An 18853-nucleotide genomic window follows, 5' to 3' on the forward strand; every position below is an offset into this window, starting at 1 on the left:
ACAATGGGAGCACTATGCCTACCACCCCTGAGACGGCGAGCACGCCGGACACGTCGACCGCAGCCGTTCCCGGGCACTCCACGGGCGGCACCCACCCATCGGCGGCGTTCCGGCGCCTGACCGGATCGCTCGGGGCGCTGCCGCAGGGCCATCCGCTGCGCTCCGCCGGCACGCTGGACGCCCCGCTGCTGCAGGCCCTCACGGGCCGCGCGCCCGACCGTCGCCCGGTCTGGTTCATGCGGCAGGCGGGCCGGTCGCTGCCGGAGTACCGGTCCCTGCGCCAGGGCACCGCCATGCTCGACGCCTGCCTGGATCCCGCGATGGCCGCCGAGATCACGCTCCAGCCGGTGCGCCGGCACGACGTCGACGCCGCCATCTTCTTCTCCGACATCGTCGTGCCCATGCGCGTGGCCGGCGTCGACGTCGAGATCGTCCCGGGCCGCGGGCCCGTGCTGGAGCGCCCCGTGCGCACGGCCGCCGACGTCGCCGCCCTGCCCGAGCTCGACGAGGCGGCCCTCGACCCGGTCCGCGAGGCCGTCGCCCGCACGGTCGCGGAGCTCGGCACGACCCCGCTCATCGGCTTCGCGGGGGCGCCCTTCACCGTGGCCGCCTACATGGTCGAGGGCGGGCCCTCCCGGGACCACCTGCTGCCGCGCACGATGATGCACGCCGACCCGGCGGCCTGGCGGGCGCTCGCCGAGTGGGCGGCACGGACGTCCGGCGCGTTCCTGCGAGCCCAGGTCGAGGCCGGCGCCTCGGCCGTGCAGCTCTTCGACTCCTGGGCGGGCTCCCTGTCCCTGGCCGACTACTCCGCGCACGTCCTGGAGCACTCGGCGGCCGCGCTGCGCGCCGTCGAGGACCTCGCCGTGCCCCGCGTCCACTTCGGGACGGGCACGGGCGAGCTGCTCGCCGCGATGCGGGACGCCGGCGCGGACGCCGTGGGCGTGGACTACCGGATCCCGCTGGCGGAGGCCAACCGGCGGCTCGGCGGGTCCACCGTGCTGCAGGGCAACATCGACCCGGCCCTGCTCGCCGCCCCCTGGCGCGTGCTCGCCGAGCACGTGCGCGAGGTGCTGCGCGGCGGGGACTCGGCCCCCAGCCACGTCGTGAACCTCGGCCACGGTGTCCCGCCGGGCACCGACCCGCAGGTGCTGACCGACCTCGTGTCCTTCGTCCACGACGAGCCGCTGGAGCAGTCCCCGGGCGGTGGCCGGCCGTGAGCGCAGAGCCGGACGGCAGGCCCGCCCGCCGGACCCCGCCCCGCTCCGCCCTCGTGGTGGGCGGCGGCGTGTCCGGCCTCGTGGCCGCCCGCGACCTGGCCGCGCGCGGGCTGCGCGTCACGCTGGTCGAGGCCGAGGACCACCTCGGCGGAGCCGTCGGCGCCCACCAGGTGGCGGGACTCGTCCTGGACTCCGGCGCCGAGTCCTTCGCGACCCGTTCGCGGGCGGTCCCCGAGCTGCTGGACGAGCTCGGGCTCGGTGAGCGGGTGGTGCACCCCAACCGTTCCGGCTCGTGGCTCTTCCTGCCGGAGGGCGCCGTGCCCGCCCCCGACTCCGGGATCCTGGGCATCCCCGCCGACCCGACCGCTCCCCGGCTGCGGGCGGCCCTCGGCCGGGCCGGCATGCTCCGCGCGGGCCTCGACCGCAGGCTGCCGGCGTTCGTCGGCATGACCGAGCGATCCCTCGGCGGCCTCGTCCGGGCCCGGATGGGGGAGCGGGTGCTCGACCGGCTCGTCGCGCCGTTCGCCACGGGCGTGCACTCCGCCCACCCCGACGACCTCGACGTGGACGCCGTGGCCCCCGGCCTGCGCCGGGCGCTGCGCGAGCACGGCTCCCTCGGCGCCGCGGCGGGCGCCCTGCGCCGCGCCGCGCCCGCGGGGGCGAACGTGGCCGGGCTGCGCGGCGGCATGAACGCCCTGTCCGAGACCCTCGTGCACGACCTCGAGCGGGCGGGCGTGAAGCTCGTCACCGGCTACGACGTCATCGCCCTCGACCGCGACCCCCGGCGCGAGGGCTGGATGGTCATCCAGCGCCAGCCGCGCTTCGGCCACAAGACCGCCGTGGCCCGCGGGGAGCTGCTCGTGATGGCCGCCGACGGGACGACCGCCGTCCGGCTCCTCGCCAGCCACGAGGAGGGCCTCCAGCGGTTCGCCCCCGGGGCCGGGCCGCAGGTGGCCCTGGCCACGCTCGTGGTCGACGAGCCCCGCCTCGACGGCGCCCCCCGGGGCACCGGACTGCTCGTGAGCGAGGACGCCCGCGGCGTGCGCGCCAAGGCCCTCACCCACGCGAGCGCCAAGTGGGACTGGGTGCGGCAGGCCGCCGGCCCCGGCCGGCACGTGCTGCGGCTCTCCTACGGCCGCGCCCAGCCCGACGCCACCGCCGTGCCCCCGGAAGTGGCCCTGCCCGACGACCAGCTCATCCGCCTGGCACTCTCCGACGCCTCCACCCTCATGGGCATGCCCCTGCGGCCCGCCCAGCTCGTCGGCGCGGACATCGTGCGCTGGCGCTCCGCGCTGCCCCGCGCCGGCGTCGGGCACGCCCGGCGGGTCGCCGACTTCCGGCGGGCGCTCGCGGAGCTGCCCGACACCGTCGCGGTCGGCGGGTGGCTCGCGGGCACGGGCCTCGCCTCCGTCGTCGCCGACACCCGGGCCCAGGTCCGCGCCCTGCTCGCCGAGGCGGGCGTCCCGGACGACGCCGCGCCGGCCGGCTCCGATCCGGCACGGACCCCACCGACCAGCACCCGACGAAAGGACTGATCCTTGTCCCACGACACCAGCCCCCACGAGCACGGCGGCCACCCCACGGCGTCGCCCGAGCCGACGCAGGACGGTGGCACGGAGCGGCTGCACTGGGCCGTCTGGTCCGTGTTCGCCCGCCCCGCCGGCGGTGCCGAGTCCCGGACGGCCGGCGACGACGCCTCCGCGGCGGCCGAGTTCGACGGCGTCGTCGAGCAGCTGGCGGCCGAGGGCGTGACGCTGCGCGGCGCCTACGACGTCTCGGGGATGCGCGAGGACGCCGACGTCCTCACGTGGCTGCACGGCGACGACCCCCAGGTGCTCCAGTCGGCGGTCCGCCGGCTGCGCCGCACGGAGCTCCTGGCCGGCACCGCACAGGCCTGGAACGCGATGGGGGTGCACCGGGACGCCGAGTTCACCCGGAACCACTCGCCGTCCTTCGCCCGCGGTGTCGCCCCGGAGGACTGGGTCTGCGTCTACCCGTTCGTGCGCTCCTACGAGTGGTACTACATGAACGCCCAGCGCCGCGCCGAGATGCTGCGCAACCACGGCATGGCGGCGCGCGACTACCCGCAGGTCCTCGCGAACACCATCGCGTGCTTCGGGCTCAACGACTTCGAGTGGCTGCTCGCGCTGGAGGCCCCCGAGCTGGTGGACCTCGTCGACGTCATGCGAGCCTTCCGCAACACGGAGGCCCGGCTGCACGTGCGCGAGGAGACACCGTTCTACACGGGCCGGCGGATCCGCACCGAGGAGCTCGCGGAGGTGCTCCGGTGAGCGCCGAGAACGCCCTGTCGCGAGCCCGCGCGCACGCGCCCGAGCACTACGACGCCGTCGTCCTCTCGTCCTTCGGCGGGCCGGAGGGGCAGGACGACGTCCTCCCGTTCCTGCGCAACGTCACGAAGGGCCGCGGCATCCCCGACGAGCGGCTCGAGGAGGTCGCCACCCACTACCGGGCCAACGGCGGCGTGAGCCCCATCAACGCCCAGAACCGTGCGCTGCGCTCCGCCCTCGAGGCCGAACTGCTCGGCCGGGGCCTGAGCGTGCCCGTGCTGTGGGCCAACCGCAACTGGGCGCCCTACGTGACGGACGTCGTGCGGGAGTGCCACGCGCGCGGCCTGCGCAGGCTCCTGGTGCTCGCCACCAGCGCCTACTCCAGCTACTCCGGCTGCCGCCAGTACCGCGAGGACTACGGGGTGGCGCTCGAGGAGCTCGGCCTCGGGGACGAGATGCAGGTCGACAAGGTCCACCAGTACTACGACTCCGAGGGCTTCGTGCAGCCCTTCGTCGAAGGCCTCCGGAAGGGCCTCGCGCAGGTGCGCGGCCGGCTCGGCGCCGACGGCGGCAGGATCGCGGTCCTGTTCTGCACCCACTCCATCCCCACCACCGACGCCGAGGCCTCCGGGCCGGCGCGGATGGACTTCGAGGAGGGTTCCGCCTACGTCGCCCAGCACCTGGCCGTGGCGCGGACCGTGCTGGAGCGCGTGGGACCGGAGGAGCTCGGGGACCACACCTGGGACCTCGTCTACCAGTCCCGCTCCGGGCCACCGCAGGTGCCGTGGCTCGAGCCCGACGTCAACGACGCCCTCGAGGAGCTCGCCGAGCGCGGTGTCGCCGGTGTGGTCCTCGTGCCGCTGGGCTTCGTCTCCGACCACATGGAGGTCAAGTGGGACCTCGACACCGAGGCCCTGGAGACCTGCGAGCGGCTCGGCCTCCCGGCCGTGCGCACCCCCACCGCGGGCACGCACCCGGCGTTCGTGGCCGGCCTCGCCGACCTCGTGGAGCAGCGCGTCGCCGGGCGCGCCGCCCCGCCGCGGGTCTCCGTGTGCGCCCAGGGCACGTGGTTCGACGACTGCGCCCCGGACTGCTGCGTCAAGGTGCTGCGCGGCGCCACCGGGCCCCGCCCGACCATCGCGCAGCGCCCCCACGGCGAGCCCATCCCGGCGGACCTCGACGAGACCGGGGAGGTGCGGTGGGCGTGACGGCCGCGGCGCAGGAGCTTCCGGTGTTCCGGGTCGGGACCCGCGGCTCCCGGCTCGCGCTCACCCAGACCACCACGGCGGCCCGCGCCGTCGCGGCGGCGGGCGGGTTCGAGCCGGAGCTCGTCACGATCCGCACCGAGGGCGACGTCCTGACCGGGCCCCTGTCCCAGATGGGCGGCACCGGGGTCTTCGCGACGGCGCTGCGGGCCGCGCTGCTGGCCGGCTCCGTGGACCTGGCCGTGCACTCCCTCAAGGACCTGCCCACCGCTCCCGTGCCGGGTCTCGAGGTCGCCGCGGTGCCGGAGCGGGAGGACCCCCGGGACGCCCTGTGCGCCCGGGACGGGCTCACGCTCACCGAGCTGCCCCCCGGGGCGACGGTCGGCACCGGCTCCCCGCGCCGCGCGGCGCAGGTGCGCGCGGCCCGCCCCGACCTGGAGATCGTCGACATCCGCGGCAACGTGGGCACCCGTCTGGGACGGGTGGCCCCGGGCGACCTCGACGCCGTGGTGCTCGCCGCCTCCGGGCTGCGGCGGCTCGGGCTGGAGGCGGCGATCACCGAGCTGATCGACCCGTCCGTCATGCTCCCCGCGCCCGGGCAGGGCGCCCTGGCCCTGGAGTGCCGCACCGAGGACGCCTCCGGCGACAACCCGCTCGCCGCCGGCCTCGCCGCGGTGGACCACCTGGAGACCCGCCTGGCCGTGACCGCGGAACGTGCGCTGCTGACCCGGCTCGAGGCCGGGTGCGCGGCGCCCGTGGGCACCTTCGGGCGGATCGAGGGCGGCGAGCTCGTGCTCGACGTCGTGGTGGCCGACCCGGACGGCAGCCGGGTCATGCGCCGCAGCGGCCGCACCGCGGGGGGCGGCGTCGACGACGCCCGCGCCCTCGGCGTCCGGCTGGGCGAGGAGCTGCTCGCCGACGGCGCCGGCCGGCTGGCCCGGTTGACGCTCTGAGACCCGTGCCGCACCCCGGCCCCGCCGACCGCTCCACGGACCCGGCCGCCCTGCGCGGCGCCGGGGTCGTGGTCACCCGCTCCGCCGACCGGGCCCGGGAGCTCGTGGAGCTGCTGCGCGGGCACGGGGCCCGGGTCCGGCTCGCCCCGCTGCTCGAGGCCACCCTGCCCCGGGACACCGGTCCCGTGGCCGCCCTGCTCGACCGCGCAGCGGATCCGGACTCCGCCGCCCGGACCTGGCTGGTGGTGACCTCGGTCAACACGGTCCGGGCGCTGCGCGCGGTCGCCGGGGACGCGGCCGGCGCGGCGCTCGGCGACCGGTGCGCGGCGGCACGGCGGGCCGGTCTGCGCGTGGCCGCGGTGGGGGACGCCACGGCCGCGGCCCTCACCGCGGCCGGGCTGGCGCCGGACCTCGTGCCGGGCACGGCGCACTCGGCCGCCGGGCTGCTCGCCGACTGGCCGCCGGAGCCCGCGCCCGGCACGGTCCTGCTGCCGCTCTCCGCCCGGGCCCGGCCCACCCTCGAGGCCGGGCTGAGCGCCCGGGGGCACCGGGTCCTGACGGCCACGGCCTACGAGACCGTGCCCTGGCCGGCCCCCGCGCCACTCGTGCGGGCGGCCCCGGCCGACGGCGCGGACGACCGCGTGGACGGCGCCGACGACCACGTGGACGAGCTCCACCGGTCGGAGCTGCTGACGGTCCTGGCGGCGGGCGAGGTCGACGCCGTGGTGCTCACCGCGCCGTCCCACCTCGCCGAGCTCGTGGGCGACGACCCCGCCGTCCTGGCGGGCACCGTCCTCGTGGCCATCGGCGAGCCGACGCGGCGCGCCGCCGCCGACCGCGGCCTGCCGTCCGTGGCCGCGGCCCTGCCCACCCCCGAGGGGATCCGCGACGCCCTCGCCCGCGCCCTCGCGGACCCGGAGCGGGCCGCTCGCGCCGTTCCGGAGGCGCACGCGCCGACCCCGCCGACACCCGTCCCGACCCCGATCCCGACGACAGCTGCGCCGTCCACGGCCGCACCGACGACACCGACCCCGACGACCGAGGAGACGAACTCCGTGACCCACCGAACCCCGCGCTACGACCTGGTGTCCCGCCCCCGCCGCCTGCGCACCACCCCGGCCGTGCGCCGTCTCGCCGCGCAGACCAGGGTCCACCCGTCCGACCTCATCCTGCCCGTGTTCGTCCGCGAGGGCCTCGCCGAGCCGGCCCCGCTCGGCTCCATGCCGGGGGTCGTCCAGCACTCGATGGACTCCCTCCGGCGCGCCGCCGCCGAGGCGGCGGCCAAGGGCCTCGGCGGGTTCATGGTCTTCGGCGTGCCCGCCGAGCGGGACCCCGAAGGCAGCGCGGGGTGCGACCCCGAGGGCATCCTGAACCGGGCGCTGCGCGCCGTCCGCGCAGAGGTCGGCGACGACCTCGTGGTCATGGCCGACCTGTGCCTGGACGAGTTCACCGACCACGGCCACTGCGGCGTCCTGGCCGACGACGGGACCGTGGACAACGACGCGACCCTGGAGATCTACGGCCGGATGGCCGTGGCCCAGGCCGAGGCGGGTGCCCATGTGCTCGGCCCGTCCGGCATGATGGACGGCCAGGTCGGCGTGATCCGCTCCGCCCTGGACGAGGCCGGGCACCCCGAGGTCGCCGTCCTGGCCTACTCCGCGAAGTACTCCTCCGCGTTCTACGGCCCGTTCCGCGAGGCCGTGGACTCCCAGCTCCAGGGCGACCGCCGCAGCTACCAGATGGATCCCGCGAACCGCCGGGAGGCGCTGCACGAGTTGCAGCTGGACCTGGACGAGGGCGCCGACATGGTCATGGTCAAACCGGCCATGAGCTACCTCGACATCCTCCGCGACGTGGCCGAGGTCTCCCCGGTGCCCGTCTCCGCGTACCAGATCTCCGGCGAGTACGCCATGATCGAGGCTGCCGCCGCCAACGGCTGGATCGACCGCCGGGCCGCGATCCAGGAGTCCGTGCTGTCCATCCGCCGCGCGGGCGCCGACTCCGTGCTCACCTACTTCGCCGTCGAGCTCGCGGACTGGTTCCGCGACGAGAACGGCCTCTCCTGACCCCCACCGTCCCCCGAGCCGGCACCCCCGGCGAAAGGAAGCAGACAGATCCCATGAGCGTTTCCCAGGAACTCTTCGACCGTGCGCGCAAGGTCATGCCCGGCGGGGTCAACTCGCCGGTGCGGGCCTTCGCGTCCGTGGGCGGCACCCCGCCCTTCATCACCGCGGCCAAGGGCCCGTACCTCACCGACGTCGACGGCCGCGAGTACGTCGACCTCGTCAGCTCGTGGGGACCCGCCCTCGTGGGGCACTCCCACCCGGCCGTCATCGAGGCCGTGCACGAGGCCGTGGAGCGCGGCCTGTCCTTCGGGGCGACGACGCGCGGCGAGACCGAGCTGGCCGAGCTCGTGGTCGAGCGGATCGGCGCCATCGACGAGCTGCGCATGGTCTCGACCGGCACCGAGGCGGCCATGACCGCGATCCGCCTGGCGCGCGGTGTGACCGGCCGGGACCTCGTCGTGAAGTTCGCCGGGTGCTACCACGGGCACGTGGACTCCCTGCTGTCCGAGGCGGGCTCCGGCGTCGCGACCCTCGCCCTGCCCGGCTCCGCCGGGGTCACCGCGGCCACCGCGGCCGAGACCCTGGTGCTGCCCTACAACGACCTCGCCGCCGTGGAGGAGGCCTTCGCCGCCCACCCCGGACGCATCGCAGCCGTCATCACCGAGGCCGCGCCCGCCAACATGGGCGTGGTCACCCCCGTCGAGGGCTTCAACGCGGGCCTGCGCCGGATCACCGGCGAGCACGGAGCCCTGCTGGTCTTCGACGAGGTGCTGACCGGGTTCCGCGTGCACGAGGCCGGGTACTGGGGCCTCACCGCCGCGGGGGAGGACGGCTGGGAGCCCGATCTGTTCATGTTCGGCAAGGTCATCGGCGGCGGGCTGCCTGTCGCCGGCGTGGGCGGGCGGGCCGCGGTCATGGACCACCTGGCGCCCCTGGGGCCCGTCTACCAGGCCGGGACCCTGTCCGGGAACCCGGTGGCGATGGCCGCCGGCGCGGCCACCCTGCGCACCGCGGACCGGATCGCCTACCAGACCGTCGATCGGCGCTCGGCGCAGCTGCAGGAGGCGGTGCGCGCCGCGCTGACCGAGGCCGGGGTCGACCACTCGATCCAGTCGGCCGGCAGCCTGTTCTCGGTGGCCTTCGGCACCTCGGCCACCGGTGTGCACGACTACGCGCAGGCCAGGGCGCAGGAGACGTTCCGCTACCCGGCGTTCTTCCACGCGATGCTCGACCAGGGCGTCTACCTGCCCCCGTCGGTGTTCGAGGCGTGGTTCCTCTCCGCCGCCCACGACGACGCCGCGATGGACCGGATCGTCTCCGCCCTGCCGGCCGCGGCCCGCGCGGCCGCCGAGGCCCGGCCGGCCGCCTGACCCGGCCGGCCGCGGGGTCCCGCCGGACGCCGTCCCCGGGAGCGCTCAGGCGTCCTCGGGGCGGCGCAGGGGCCAGGCGCCGTCGACCACCGCGTCCGGGCGGGTCCGGCGGAAGTACTCCTGGAGGCTCGCGGCCTGCTCGGCCGCCCACCCGACCTGGTCGGCGTGCAGCGCGGCCGCGGGGCGCACCAGCTCGGGGAAGCGGTGCGCCATCAGCACCGCGAGCCGCTCCGTGGCGAGCGAGTCCGCCGCCGAGGTGTGCGCCGCGGTGAGCTCGACCCCGTACTCCTCGCACAGCGCCCCGAGGGTGCGCTTGCCGCGCCGGTAGCGGTGCACCTGCTTGTTGAGGACGTAGGGGTCCAGGACCGGGAAGGGCTGAGGGATGTCGACCCCGTGGCGACGCCCCTCGTGCGCGAGGACCGTGAAGTCGTAGGAGGCGTTGAACACCAGCACAGGCGTGCCCGCGGCGAAGAGTCCGTCCAGGACGCCGGCGATCTCCGCGACCACCTCCGCGGCAGGCCGTCCCTCGGCGCGGGCCCGCTCGGTGCTCACCCCGTGCACGGCGGCCGCCTCCTCGGGGATCTCCACCCCGGGGTCGGCCAGCCACTCCCACTCGTCCGTCACGGCGCCCGCGGCGTCGGTGCGCACCACGGACGCCGTGACGATGCGGGCCGTGTGCGGGTCCCGGCCTGTGGTCTCGAGATCGAAGGACGCGCGCGGCCCCTCGGTCCACGCGGGGCCCGCGTCCGGGGCACCGGAAGAGTCCTCGAGGTCGAAGAGAACGTCCTGCTCCGCGGCGTCGTCCGGTGCGGGGGGAGCGGGCCTCGGCGCGCGCAGCGGGGCGGCGTCGAACAGGGGCAGCTGGTCGGTGGGGCCGGCGGGGCCTGAGGGCGAGGACATGGCTCCCACCGTACCGGCCCCCTCCGACCCGCCACGGACGCCCGCACGCGGCGTGCTTAGACCGTCGGTGTCCCGTGATGTGATGAGACCCATGCGGCACTCCGAGGACAGCACCCACGCCACGAGCTCCGTCGTGCCCGTGGCGGGACCGGTGCGCTGGAACCTGGTGCCCCCGCACGACTCCGCCCCGGAGCGCGCCCCGTGGCGGCCGAGCGCCGAGCAGGAGGAGATCGCCGGGCTCCCGGCCGGGTGCGGCCCCCGGCTCGTGCTGGGCGGTCCCGGGACCGGGCGGACCCGGGTGCTCGTGGAGCTGGCGGCGCGCCGGATCGGCCACGGCCTCGACCCGGACCGGCTGCTCGTGCTCACGCCGTCCCGGCTCTCGGCCGCCCGGCTGAGGGACGACCTCACGGCCGCGGTCTCGGCCACCATGAGCTCCCCGCCCGTGCGGGCCTGGCAGTCCTACGCCTTCGACCTGCTCCGGCGGGCCCAGAACGAGGGGCTGCTCCCGGGCGTCGCGCACGGCCCCAAGCTGCTGTCCGGCCCGGAGCAGGACGTGCTCATCGGCGAGCTCATGGCCGGGCACGCCGCGGGCCTCGGGGCCCCCGTCGTGTGGCCCGAGGACCTCCGGGAGGCCCTCGCCACGCGCGGGTTCCGCCAGGAGGTGCGCGAGCTCTTCGACCGGATGTCCGAGTACGACCTCGCCCCCGACGACCTCCGCGGCCTCGCCCGGCGCCTGGAGCGCCCGGACTGGGCGGCGGCCGCCACGATGCAGGCCGAGTACCAGGCCGTGCGCCGGCTGCGGATGCCGGAGTCCTACGACCCGGCGGCCCTGGTGACCGAGGCCGCGCGGGTCCTCGAGGAGCAGCCGGAGCTCCTGCGGGCCGAGCAGGAGCGGCTGGACCTCGTGCTCGTGGACGACCTGCACGAGGCGACGCCCTCGATCCACCGGCTGCTCGCCGTGCTGTGCCGCGGCCGGGACACCGTCCTGACCGCCTGCACGGACACCGTGGTCCAGGGTTTCCGCGGCGCCCGGCCCGATCTGCTGCGCACCCTCGAGGACCGCCTCGCCGAGCCCGGGCGCCCCCTCCGGCGGCACGTCCTCGGCACGAGCCACCGGATGCCCGTGGCTGTCGCGGAGGTGTGGCAGCGCGTGGCCGAGCGGATCCCGGCCGTCGCCGGGGCACGGCACCCCCGCGGCCTCCAGCCCGCCGCGGGCACCGAGAACCTGGAGGGCACTGAGGACACGGGGATCGCGGCGCACCTCTCGACCGGGCAGGAGGACGTCCCGGAGGACAGCACCGGAGGCGGCGCGGCGCAGGGAGACGTCCTCACCGTGGTGCTCTCGTCGCCGCTGCACGAGGCCCGCTGGATCGCGCACCAGGTCCTGGAGCGCCACCTGGTGCACGACGTCCCGCTGGCGGACATGGCCGTGGTCGTGCGCAACGGCCGCTACCTGGAGGGCCTCGAGCGCCAGCTCTCCGCCCTCGGCGTGCCCGTCAGCACCTCCGCCGCGGAGACGCCGGTGCGGGACGAGCCGGCGGTGCGCCCGCTGCTGGGCGCCCTGCGCATCGTGACCGAGGCGGCCGCGGCGGCCGCGGACCGCGAGGAGGACGCGCACTTCGGCGCCCTCACCGTCCAGGCGGCCGTCGACCTGCTGTCCTCGCGGATCGGCGGCGCCTCCCCGATGGACGTCCGCCGGCTCCGCCAGCGGCTCCGGGCGGAGGAGCTCGCCGCGGGAGGCCTGCGCACCAGCGACGACCTGCTCGTGGAGGCCCTCGTGGCCCCCGGGGCGCTCGACGCCGCCGGAGTGCGCTCCGTGCCGGCCCGCAGGGTCTCCCGGATGCTCGCCGCCGGGACCCGTGCCCTCCGGGAGGAGGGCGCCACCGCGGAGACCGTCCTGTGGGCGCTGTGGGAAGCGGCAGGGGTCGCCGAGTCCTGGCGGCGCCGCGCGCTGGAGGGCGGCCCGGCGGGGGAGCGGGCCGACCGCGACCTCGACGCCGTGGTGGGCCTGTTCGAGTCGGCCGAGCGCTACGTGGACCACCTGCCCGGGGCCGGCCCCGCCCAGTTCCTGGACTACATCGACAACCAGGACCTGCCCATGGACACCCTGGCCGCCCGGGCCCCGACCGACGAGACGGTGGAGATCATGACGCCCGCCACCGCCGCGGGCCGGCAGTGGCCGGTGGTCTTCGTCGCCGGCGTGCAGGAGGGCGTGTGGCCCAACACCCGCCTGCGCGGGCAGCTGCTCGGCGCGGACCTGCTCACGGACGCGCTCGACCTCGGCGTCGACCAGGCCGCGCGGGTCACCCCGGTGACCCGGATGCGGGAAGTCCGCCACGACGAGCTGCGCTCCTTCTCCGCCGCGGTCTCCCGCAGCTGCGGCACGCTCGTGGTCACGGCGGCCTCCGGCGAGGACGAGCAGCCCTCGGAGTTCCTGGACCTCGTCGACCCCCCGGGGTCCCGCCCCGGGGACGGCGCCCGGGCCGTGGTGGACGCCCCCCGGCCCATGACGCTGCGCGCCCTCGTGGCCGAGCTGCGGCAGTGGGTGCAGCTGCACGAGGAGGACCCGGTGCGCTCGGAGGCCGCCGCCCGGCTGCTCCACCGCATCTCCTCCTCCCCGCGCCCGGTGCCCGGCGCCCACCCCGACACCTGGTGGGGCGCGGCGGAGCTCTCCAGCACGGCGCCCGTCTTCGACGACGGGGTCCCCGTGCCCGTCTCCCCGTCCCGGATCGAGACCATCCACCGCTCCCCCCTCGACTGGTTCGTGGCCGCCTCGCGGGCCGAGGCCGCGACCGACGTCAGCCGCAGCCTCGGCTCGCTCGTGCACGCCATCGCCGAGGAGCTGCCGGAGGCGTCGGGCTCCGAGCTCGTCGCCGAGCTCGAGCGCCGCTGGCCCACGCTGGGGCTGCCGGACACCTGGGAGTCCGCGGTCCAGCTCGAGCGCGCCCGGCAGATGCTGCGCAAGTTCGCCCAGTACGTCCTGGACGCCCGCAGCAAGCACGGCCGCCGGCTGGCCTCCGTGGAGGGCGCGTTCAGCGTCCTCGTCCAGGGGCGGGCGCGGGACGCCCTGCTCCGGGGCCGCGTGGACCGCTTGGAGCTCGACGATCAGGGCCGCTACGTCGTCGTCGACCTCAAGACCGGCCGGAACCAGCCGGCCGGGGCGAAGATCGCCGAGCACCCGCAGCTCGCGGCCTACCAGGTGGCGCTCACGGCAGGGGCGGGCACGGCCATGCTCGCCGGCGAGGACGAGGCCGTCCTCGAGCTGCCCGGCGGCACCGTGACGGAGCTCTCCGGCGGCGCCCTGCTCGTCCAGCTCGGCACCCGGACCAAGTCCCCCGCCGTGCAGCAGCAGGACCCCCTCGATCCGGACGCCACGTGGGCGCGGGAGCTGATCACCCGGGCCGCGGAGCTCGTGGCCGGGGAACGGTTCACCGCCCGCCACGACCAGGCCGAGGGCGCGTTCAACGGGCACGGGTGCAAGCTGCCGCAGATCTGCCCGCTGTGCGCCGAGGGGCGGCAGGTCAGCGAACCGTGAGGACGACCCCCGGCCCCGTCCCACCCGGACAGGAGGAGACGACAGCGCCCATGACCGACGCCCCCGGCACCCCCCACGACGGCACCCGGCTCGACGCCGGCGAGCACCCCTACGGCGGCGTCGAGCCCCGGTACAGCCCCGAGGAGCTCGCCGAGCTGCTCGGCGGCAACCGCCCCACGGCTCAGCAGTCCGCGGTGATCTCGGCCCCGCTCACCCCGCGGCTGGTCGTCGCGGGCGCCGGCTCGGGCAAGACCGCGACCATGGTCGACCGGGTGGTGTGGCTCGTGGCCAACGGCGTCGTCGCCCCGGACCAGGTCCTCGGCGTCACCTTCACCCGCAAGGCCGCCGGCGAACTGGGGGAGCGCATGCGCTCCCGGCTCGCCCGGCTGCGCGCCCAGGGTCTCGTCGCGCCCGACGGCCCCGAGGAGGACGACCTCCCGGCCGCCCCCCAGGACCCCACGGTCAGCACCTACCACTCCTACGCCAACACGCTCGTGCGCAACTACGGGCTGCGGATCGGGATCGAGCCGGACACCACGCTGCTGGGCCAGGCCCGCACGTGGCAGATCGCCGCGCAGACCGTGGAGGCCTGGACCGGGGAGCTGCTCGAGACCATGCCCGCGAAGTCGACCATGGTCGCCGCGGTCCTCGACCTCGCGTCGGCGTGCGCGGAGCACCTCGTGGACCCGGCGGACGTGGAGCGCTTCGCGGCCCGGCTGCTCGGCGCGCTGGCCACGACACCGCCGGGGCGCCGGAAGAAGACCCTGGGCGCCCAGCTGAAGAAGGTCGAGGACAACCAGCGCACCGCGTGGGTCCTCGCCGAGCTGGTGGCCGACTTCTCCCGGCGCAAGCACGAGGCCCAGGCCATGGACTTCGGCGACCTGCTCTCGGCCGCCGCCCGGCTGGCGGAGCAGGACCCGGTCGCGCGCCGGACCGAACGGGACCGGCACCGGGTGGTGCTGCTGGACGAGTTCCAGGACACCTCGCACGCCCAGCTGCGGCTCTTCGCCGCCCTCTTCGGGCACGGGCACTCCGTGATGGCGGTGGGCGACCCCCAGCAGTCGATCTACGGCTTCCGCGGAGCCTCGTCCGGGCAGCTGTTCGGCTTCTACGACGTCTTCCCGGTCGCGCCCGGGCAGGACGGGGAGCCGAGCTTCCTCACCACGGCCTGGCGCAACGACGAGAGCATCCTCGACGTCGCCAACACCATCGCCGCCCCCCTACGGACCCTGCCGGCGTGGGCGCGCAGCACGTCCTCCCTCGCCGTCCCCGAGCTCACCCCGCGGCCCGGCGCGGGCGCCGGCCGGGTGCGGATCAGCCGGTACGCGACCGACGTCGAGGAGGCCGTCGCGCTCGCGGAGCGGGTCCGGGCCCGCCGGGAGCAGCACCGCGGCGACCCGGAGGAGCAGATGCCCACGATGGCGGTGCTCTGCCGCAAGCGCTCCCAGATCGAGCCCGTGCGCCGGGAGCTCGCCGCCCGGGGCATCCCCTACGAGGTCGTGGGCCTGGGCGGGCTGCTCAGCACGCCGGAGGTCTCGGACGTCGTCGCGACCCTCCGGGTGCTGGACGACCCCGGTCGCTCGGACGCCCTCGTGCGGCTGCTGGCGGGTGCCCGCTGGCGGATCGGGACCCGGGACCTCATGGCCCTCGCCGACTGGGCGTCGCACCTGGAACGCCGCCGCACGGAGGCCGCGCAGGCGGGCCGGGCCGAGGACCTTGCGAGCCCGGTGACCGCGGAGGAGGCCCAGGCGGACGCCCTCGTCGAGCCCGACCTCTCCGACCACGCGTCACTGATCGAGGCCCTGGAGACCCTCCCGTGGCCGGGCTGGACCTCCGCGCACGCCCGGACGCTGTCCGGGACCGCGCGGGAGCGCCTGACCAGGCTGCGGGCGGAGCTGGACCACCTGCGCTCCTTCCTCTCCGACGACCTGCCGAGCCTGCTGCACGAGGTCGAGACGGTCCTCGGGCTCGACGTCGAGGTCGCCGCGCACCCCCACCGTCCCGTCCACCAGGCGCGGCGCAACCTGGACGCCTTCCACGAGGCCGCGCAGTCCTTCACCGCGTTCTCCGCGACCAGCGACGTCTCGGCCTTCCTCGCGTGGCTCGACGTCACGCTCGCGGAGGAGAACGGGCTCGAGCCCGGTCCCGACCGCACGCGGCACGACGCCGTGCAGCTCGTCACGGTCCACGCCTCCAAGGGCCTCGAGTGGGACCACGTCTACGTGCCGGGCCTCAACGCCGGGAACTTCCCGACCGACAAGCCCTCCCGGTGGACCCTGGACACCGGCACCCTGGCCTGGCCGCTGCGCGGTGACGCCCGGTTCCTGCCGCAGTGGGCCGTGGACACGACCGACCTGAAGGCCCTCGAGGAGTCCCACACGGAGTACCTGGAGCTCGCCGCCCAGCACGCCGAGGACGAGGAGCGCCGCCTCGCCTACGTGGCCGTGACCCGGGCCCGGGAGGTCCTGGAGCTGTCCTGCACCGTGTTCCGGGGCACGGCAGCGAAGGGCCAGGAGCCCTCCGTGTTCGTCGCGGAGCTGGCGCCGCTGACCGAGGGTCCCGAGCCGCCCGTCCGCCCCGGTCCCTGGGCCCAGGTGCCGGAGGGGGCGCGCAACCCGGCCGCGGCCACGGTGCTGAGCGCCCCGTGGCCCTACGACCCGCTGGAGGGCCCCGAGGTCACCGAGACCGTGACGGACGAGCGTGGCCAGAGCTCCGTGCGCGTGAGTCCGCCCCCGCACCTCGGCCGCCGGGCCGTGCTCGAACGGGCCGCCCGCGCGGTCCGGGAGCGCGGGTTCGAGGACACCGCGGACCTCGACGTCGAGGACCTGCTCGGGGTCGCGGAGCGGGACGGGCTTGCTCCCGACCCGCGCCGGTGGTCCGAGGAGGCGAAGATCCTGCTGGCCCGGCACGAGGACGGCCGGACCGAGCGGACGGTCCGCATGCCGTCCCACGTCTCGGCCTCGACCCTCGTGGCGCTCGCGCGCGACCCGCTCGAGGTCGTGTCGGGTCTGCGCCGACCGATGCCGCGCCGGCCCGGCACCGCGGCACGGCGGGGCACCACCTTCCACGCCTGGATCGAGCAGTACTACGGCAGCTCCGCGATCTTCGACGTCGGGGAGCTGCCCGGGACCGCCGACGACTACGTCGACGCGGCCTACGACCTCCCCGAACTCGCGGCGACGTTCCGGTCGGGCCCGTGGGCCGACCGCCAGCCGTACGCCGTGGAGTTCCCCCTCGAGACCCCGATCGCCGGGATCACGGTCCGCGGCCGGGTGGACGCGGTCTTCCGCAACGGTGACGGCACGTGGGAGCTGGTCGACTGGAAGACGGGACGGGCCCCGTCCGGCCGGGAGCTGCAGGAGCGCTCTGCGCAGCTGGCCGTGTACCGGCTCGCATGGTCCCGGCTGCGGGCCGTCCCGCTCGAGGAGGTCACTGCCGCCTTCTACTACGTGGCCGAGGACCGGGTGGTCCGCCCGCACGACCTGTCCGGGCCCGAGGAGCTCGAGGCGGTGGTCCGGGAGGCCTACGACGTGGTGCTGCGCCCCTAGGCGCTCCTGCCGGGTCCGAGGACGTGCACCCCCGGACCAGGATCGGGGCACGGCAGTGCCGGCCCGGCCCGGGCACCGACGTTCCGGTGTCCGGCGTGCCGGCTGCCCAGGTACCGGGCGGCGGCACGGGTGCCTTCAGGATGCAGAGCCTGCTGCGCCCCCGGCCGATCGCCCGGGAACGTGCTGCCGGCGTCCGGGACGGTGCCCGCGAGCAGCTGGATCATCGCCAGGCTCAGCAGGGCCCCCGGCCCTCCGGTTCCCCACGATGTGCGCCAGCGCCTTGAACTGCCGCAGCACCTGCAGCAGCAGTCCGATCATGGGCGCCCCCTACGCAACCCACCGCGGTGGCAGAACCGCCTCGACAGTACGACCCGCCCGGTGAGGCCGTCCGGAGACCGGTCCCGGGCAGCTCCCGCTGTCGGTGACGCCGGCCGGGGTGGGCTCCACCGGATCGTGACGGGATGCCCGGGACCAGCCGATGGCTGCGCGCGAGAGGGCGCCGGCCCGGTGCCAGGGCACCGTGCCGACGTCATCGAATGCTACTGGTCGCCGGTGCCGCCGCGACTCCTGGCCTCTGCTCCGGCCCGGTCGGGGCCTTCGGGCGCGCGGTCCGGGGCCGCGGCGTCGGGGGCGCCGTCCCGCACGGGGGTGTCCGGCACGCCCTCCGGGGCCGCGGCGCCCGGTGCCGGGTCGGGGCGCCGGGCGACGTCCTGCTCGAGCGTCGCGAGCATCTGCTCCGCGTCGGCCACCAGGTCCTGAGCGCCGCGGTCGACGCCGCGCACGAGCCACTGCGCGAGGGCGAGCTCCGCGTCCAGCCGGGCTCGTTCCAGCAGGTGCGGGTCCGGTTCGCGGTCGGGTGCCTGGAAGGACGTGCGGCGGCAGGCCGCGGCGTAGGCCTCGAGCACTCCTTCGGCGAGGCGGGCGTCGCGCGCCGCGAAGAGCCACGCGAAGTCCTCGGCGGGATCGCCCACGTGCAGATCGGTCCACCCGGTCACCCCGCGCACCCGTCCGCGGGAGATCAGGAGGTCGTCCTCCTGCAGGTCGCCGTGGACCACGCGCGGCTGGAACCGCCACACGGCACGGTCCTCCAGGACCCGCTCCCACCGGCGCAGCAGCGCGGCCGGCACGCGCTGCGTGTCGGCGGCCCGGCGCAGCTCCGTGAGGTGCCGCTGCCGGCACTGCTCGGCGGTGTAGCCGGGCAGATCGGCGTCCAGGACCAATGCCGTCGGCAGCGCGTGGATCGCGGCCAGCAGCCGCCCGAGCTGCACGGTGAGCGTGGGCGGCGGATCGGCGCTCGGCACGTGCCGGTGGTGCTCGGGGTCCGGGTCGGCGGCCATGCGGGCGAGCGCGTCGATGTCCAGCGGGGCGCCCTCGATGTGGGAGTGCACGAAGGCGTGCAGGTCCCCGTCCGCCACGGAGCCCGCGGCGGTGGGGACCAGGAACGGGAGCCGGGACCGGACGGCGGGAGTGAAGGAGCGCAGCACGAGGTGCTCGGTCTCCAGGCGCACGCTCGCCTCGGGGCTCAGCGGGGAACGCACGCGCCAGCGCCGGCCGGAGGCGTCGAGGACGACGGCGGAGCGGAAGTCGGCGTCGTCGTCGGGGGAGGGCCCCACGGCCACGGGCGCGAGTCCGGGGACGCCTGCGGCGGCGACGGCGGCCAGGTGCTCGAGGGACGTGCTCACGGCGTCCACCCTACAAGAGGCCAGGCGGGAGCACGGCAGCCGTCCCCCGTCCCGGAGCTCCCGGGCCGGTGGTCCGCCCGGGTCGC

General features: G+C 76.4%; 11 protein-coding genes and 1 pseudogene. 10 read left to right on the plus strand and 2 right to left on the minus strand.

Annotated elements, in window-relative coordinates:
- Window positions 1-14 precede the first annotated feature (14 nt).
- The 8 genes and pseudogenes from hemE to hemL all read left to right on the plus strand — a co-directional run bounded on the left by hemE (window position 15) and on the right by hemL (window position 9102).
- A complete protein-coding gene (hemE, locus tag ACFYE3_RS10545; protein WP_387608820.1) occupies window positions 15-1220 on the plus strand; it encodes a uroporphyrinogen decarboxylase in 1206 nt (401 codons plus the stop codon).
- Complete coding sequence (gene hemG, locus ACFYE3_RS10550) at window positions 1217-2755, plus strand: protoporphyrinogen oxidase (RefSeq protein ID WP_387608823.1); 1539 nt, start codon at window positions 1217-1219, stop codon at window positions 2753-2755. Before hemE ends, hemG begins: the two co-directional genes overlap by 4 nt.
- Before the next feature lie 3 nt (window positions 2756-2758).
- On the plus strand, window positions 2759-3511 hold the full coding sequence (gene hemQ, locus ACFYE3_RS10555; protein WP_387608825.1) for a hydrogen peroxide-dependent heme synthase: 753 nt from the start codon (window positions 2759-2761) through the stop codon (window positions 3509-3511).
- Entirely contained in the window at window positions 3508-4716 is a 1209-nt protein-coding gene (locus tag ACFYE3_RS10560) for a ferrochelatase (RefSeq protein WP_387608826.1), read from the plus strand. Before hemQ ends, ACFYE3_RS10560 begins: the two co-directional genes overlap by 4 nt.
- Before the next feature lie 23 nt (window positions 4717-4739).
- Complete coding sequence (hemC, locus tag ACFYE3_RS10565) at window positions 4740-5666, plus strand: hydroxymethylbilane synthase (RefSeq protein WP_387608828.1); 927 nt, start codon at window positions 4740-4742, stop codon at window positions 5664-5666.
- Window positions 5667-5770: 104 nt separating this feature from the next.
- Window positions 5771-6538 (plus strand): annotated as a pseudogene (locus tag ACFYE3_RS10570) (uroporphyrinogen-III synthase); the annotation flags it as partial.
- Between the two features lie 183 nt (window positions 6539-6721).
- On the plus strand, window positions 6722-7732 hold the full coding sequence (gene hemB / locus ACFYE3_RS10575; protein WP_387609083.1) for a porphobilinogen synthase: 1011 nt from the start codon (window positions 6722-6724) through the stop codon (window positions 7730-7732).
- A 53-nt stretch (window positions 7733-7785) separates the two neighbouring features.
- Window positions 7786-9102, plus strand: a complete 1317-nt coding sequence (gene hemL / locus ACFYE3_RS10580) for a glutamate-1-semialdehyde 2,1-aminomutase (RefSeq protein ID WP_387608830.1) — start codon at window positions 7786-7788, stop codon at window positions 9100-9102.
- A 45-nt stretch (window positions 9103-9147) separates the two neighbouring features.
- On the opposite strand, the gene ACFYE3_RS10585 is transcribed toward hemL, so the two are convergent.
- A complete protein-coding gene (locus ACFYE3_RS10585) occupies window positions 9148-10002 on the minus strand; it encodes a 3'-5' exonuclease (RefSeq protein WP_387608832.1) in 855 nt (284 codons plus the stop codon).
- Window positions 10003-10093: 91 nt separating this feature from the next.
- Between ACFYE3_RS10585 and ACFYE3_RS10590 the strand changes: the two genes are divergently transcribed.
- The gene (locus ACFYE3_RS10590) at window positions 10094-13537 is read left to right on the plus strand and encodes an ATP-dependent helicase (RefSeq protein ID WP_387608834.1); all 3444 of its coding nucleotides are present in this window, start codon (window positions 10094-10096) and stop codon (window positions 13535-13537) included.
- A 50-nt stretch (window positions 13538-13587) separates the two neighbouring features.
- The gene (locus ACFYE3_RS10595; protein WP_387608837.1) at window positions 13588-17085 is read left to right on the plus strand and encodes an ATP-dependent helicase; all 3498 of its coding nucleotides are present in this window, start codon (window positions 13588-13590) and stop codon (window positions 17083-17085) included.
- Between the two features lie 539 nt (window positions 17086-17624).
- On the opposite strand, the gene ACFYE3_RS10600 is transcribed toward ACFYE3_RS10595, so the two are convergent.
- Window positions 17625-18767 carry a phosphotransferase gene (locus ACFYE3_RS10600; protein WP_387608839.1) on the minus strand — a complete coding sequence of 381 codons (1143 nt, stop codon included), beginning with the start codon at window positions 18765-18767 and terminating at the stop codon, window positions 17625-17627.
- Between the last annotated feature and the right edge of the window lie 86 nt (window positions 18768-18853).

This window comes from Kocuria arenosa, assembly GCF_042879215.1.
Lineage (GTDB): Bacteria > Actinomycetota > Actinomycetes > Actinomycetales > Micrococcaceae > Kocuria > Kocuria arenosa.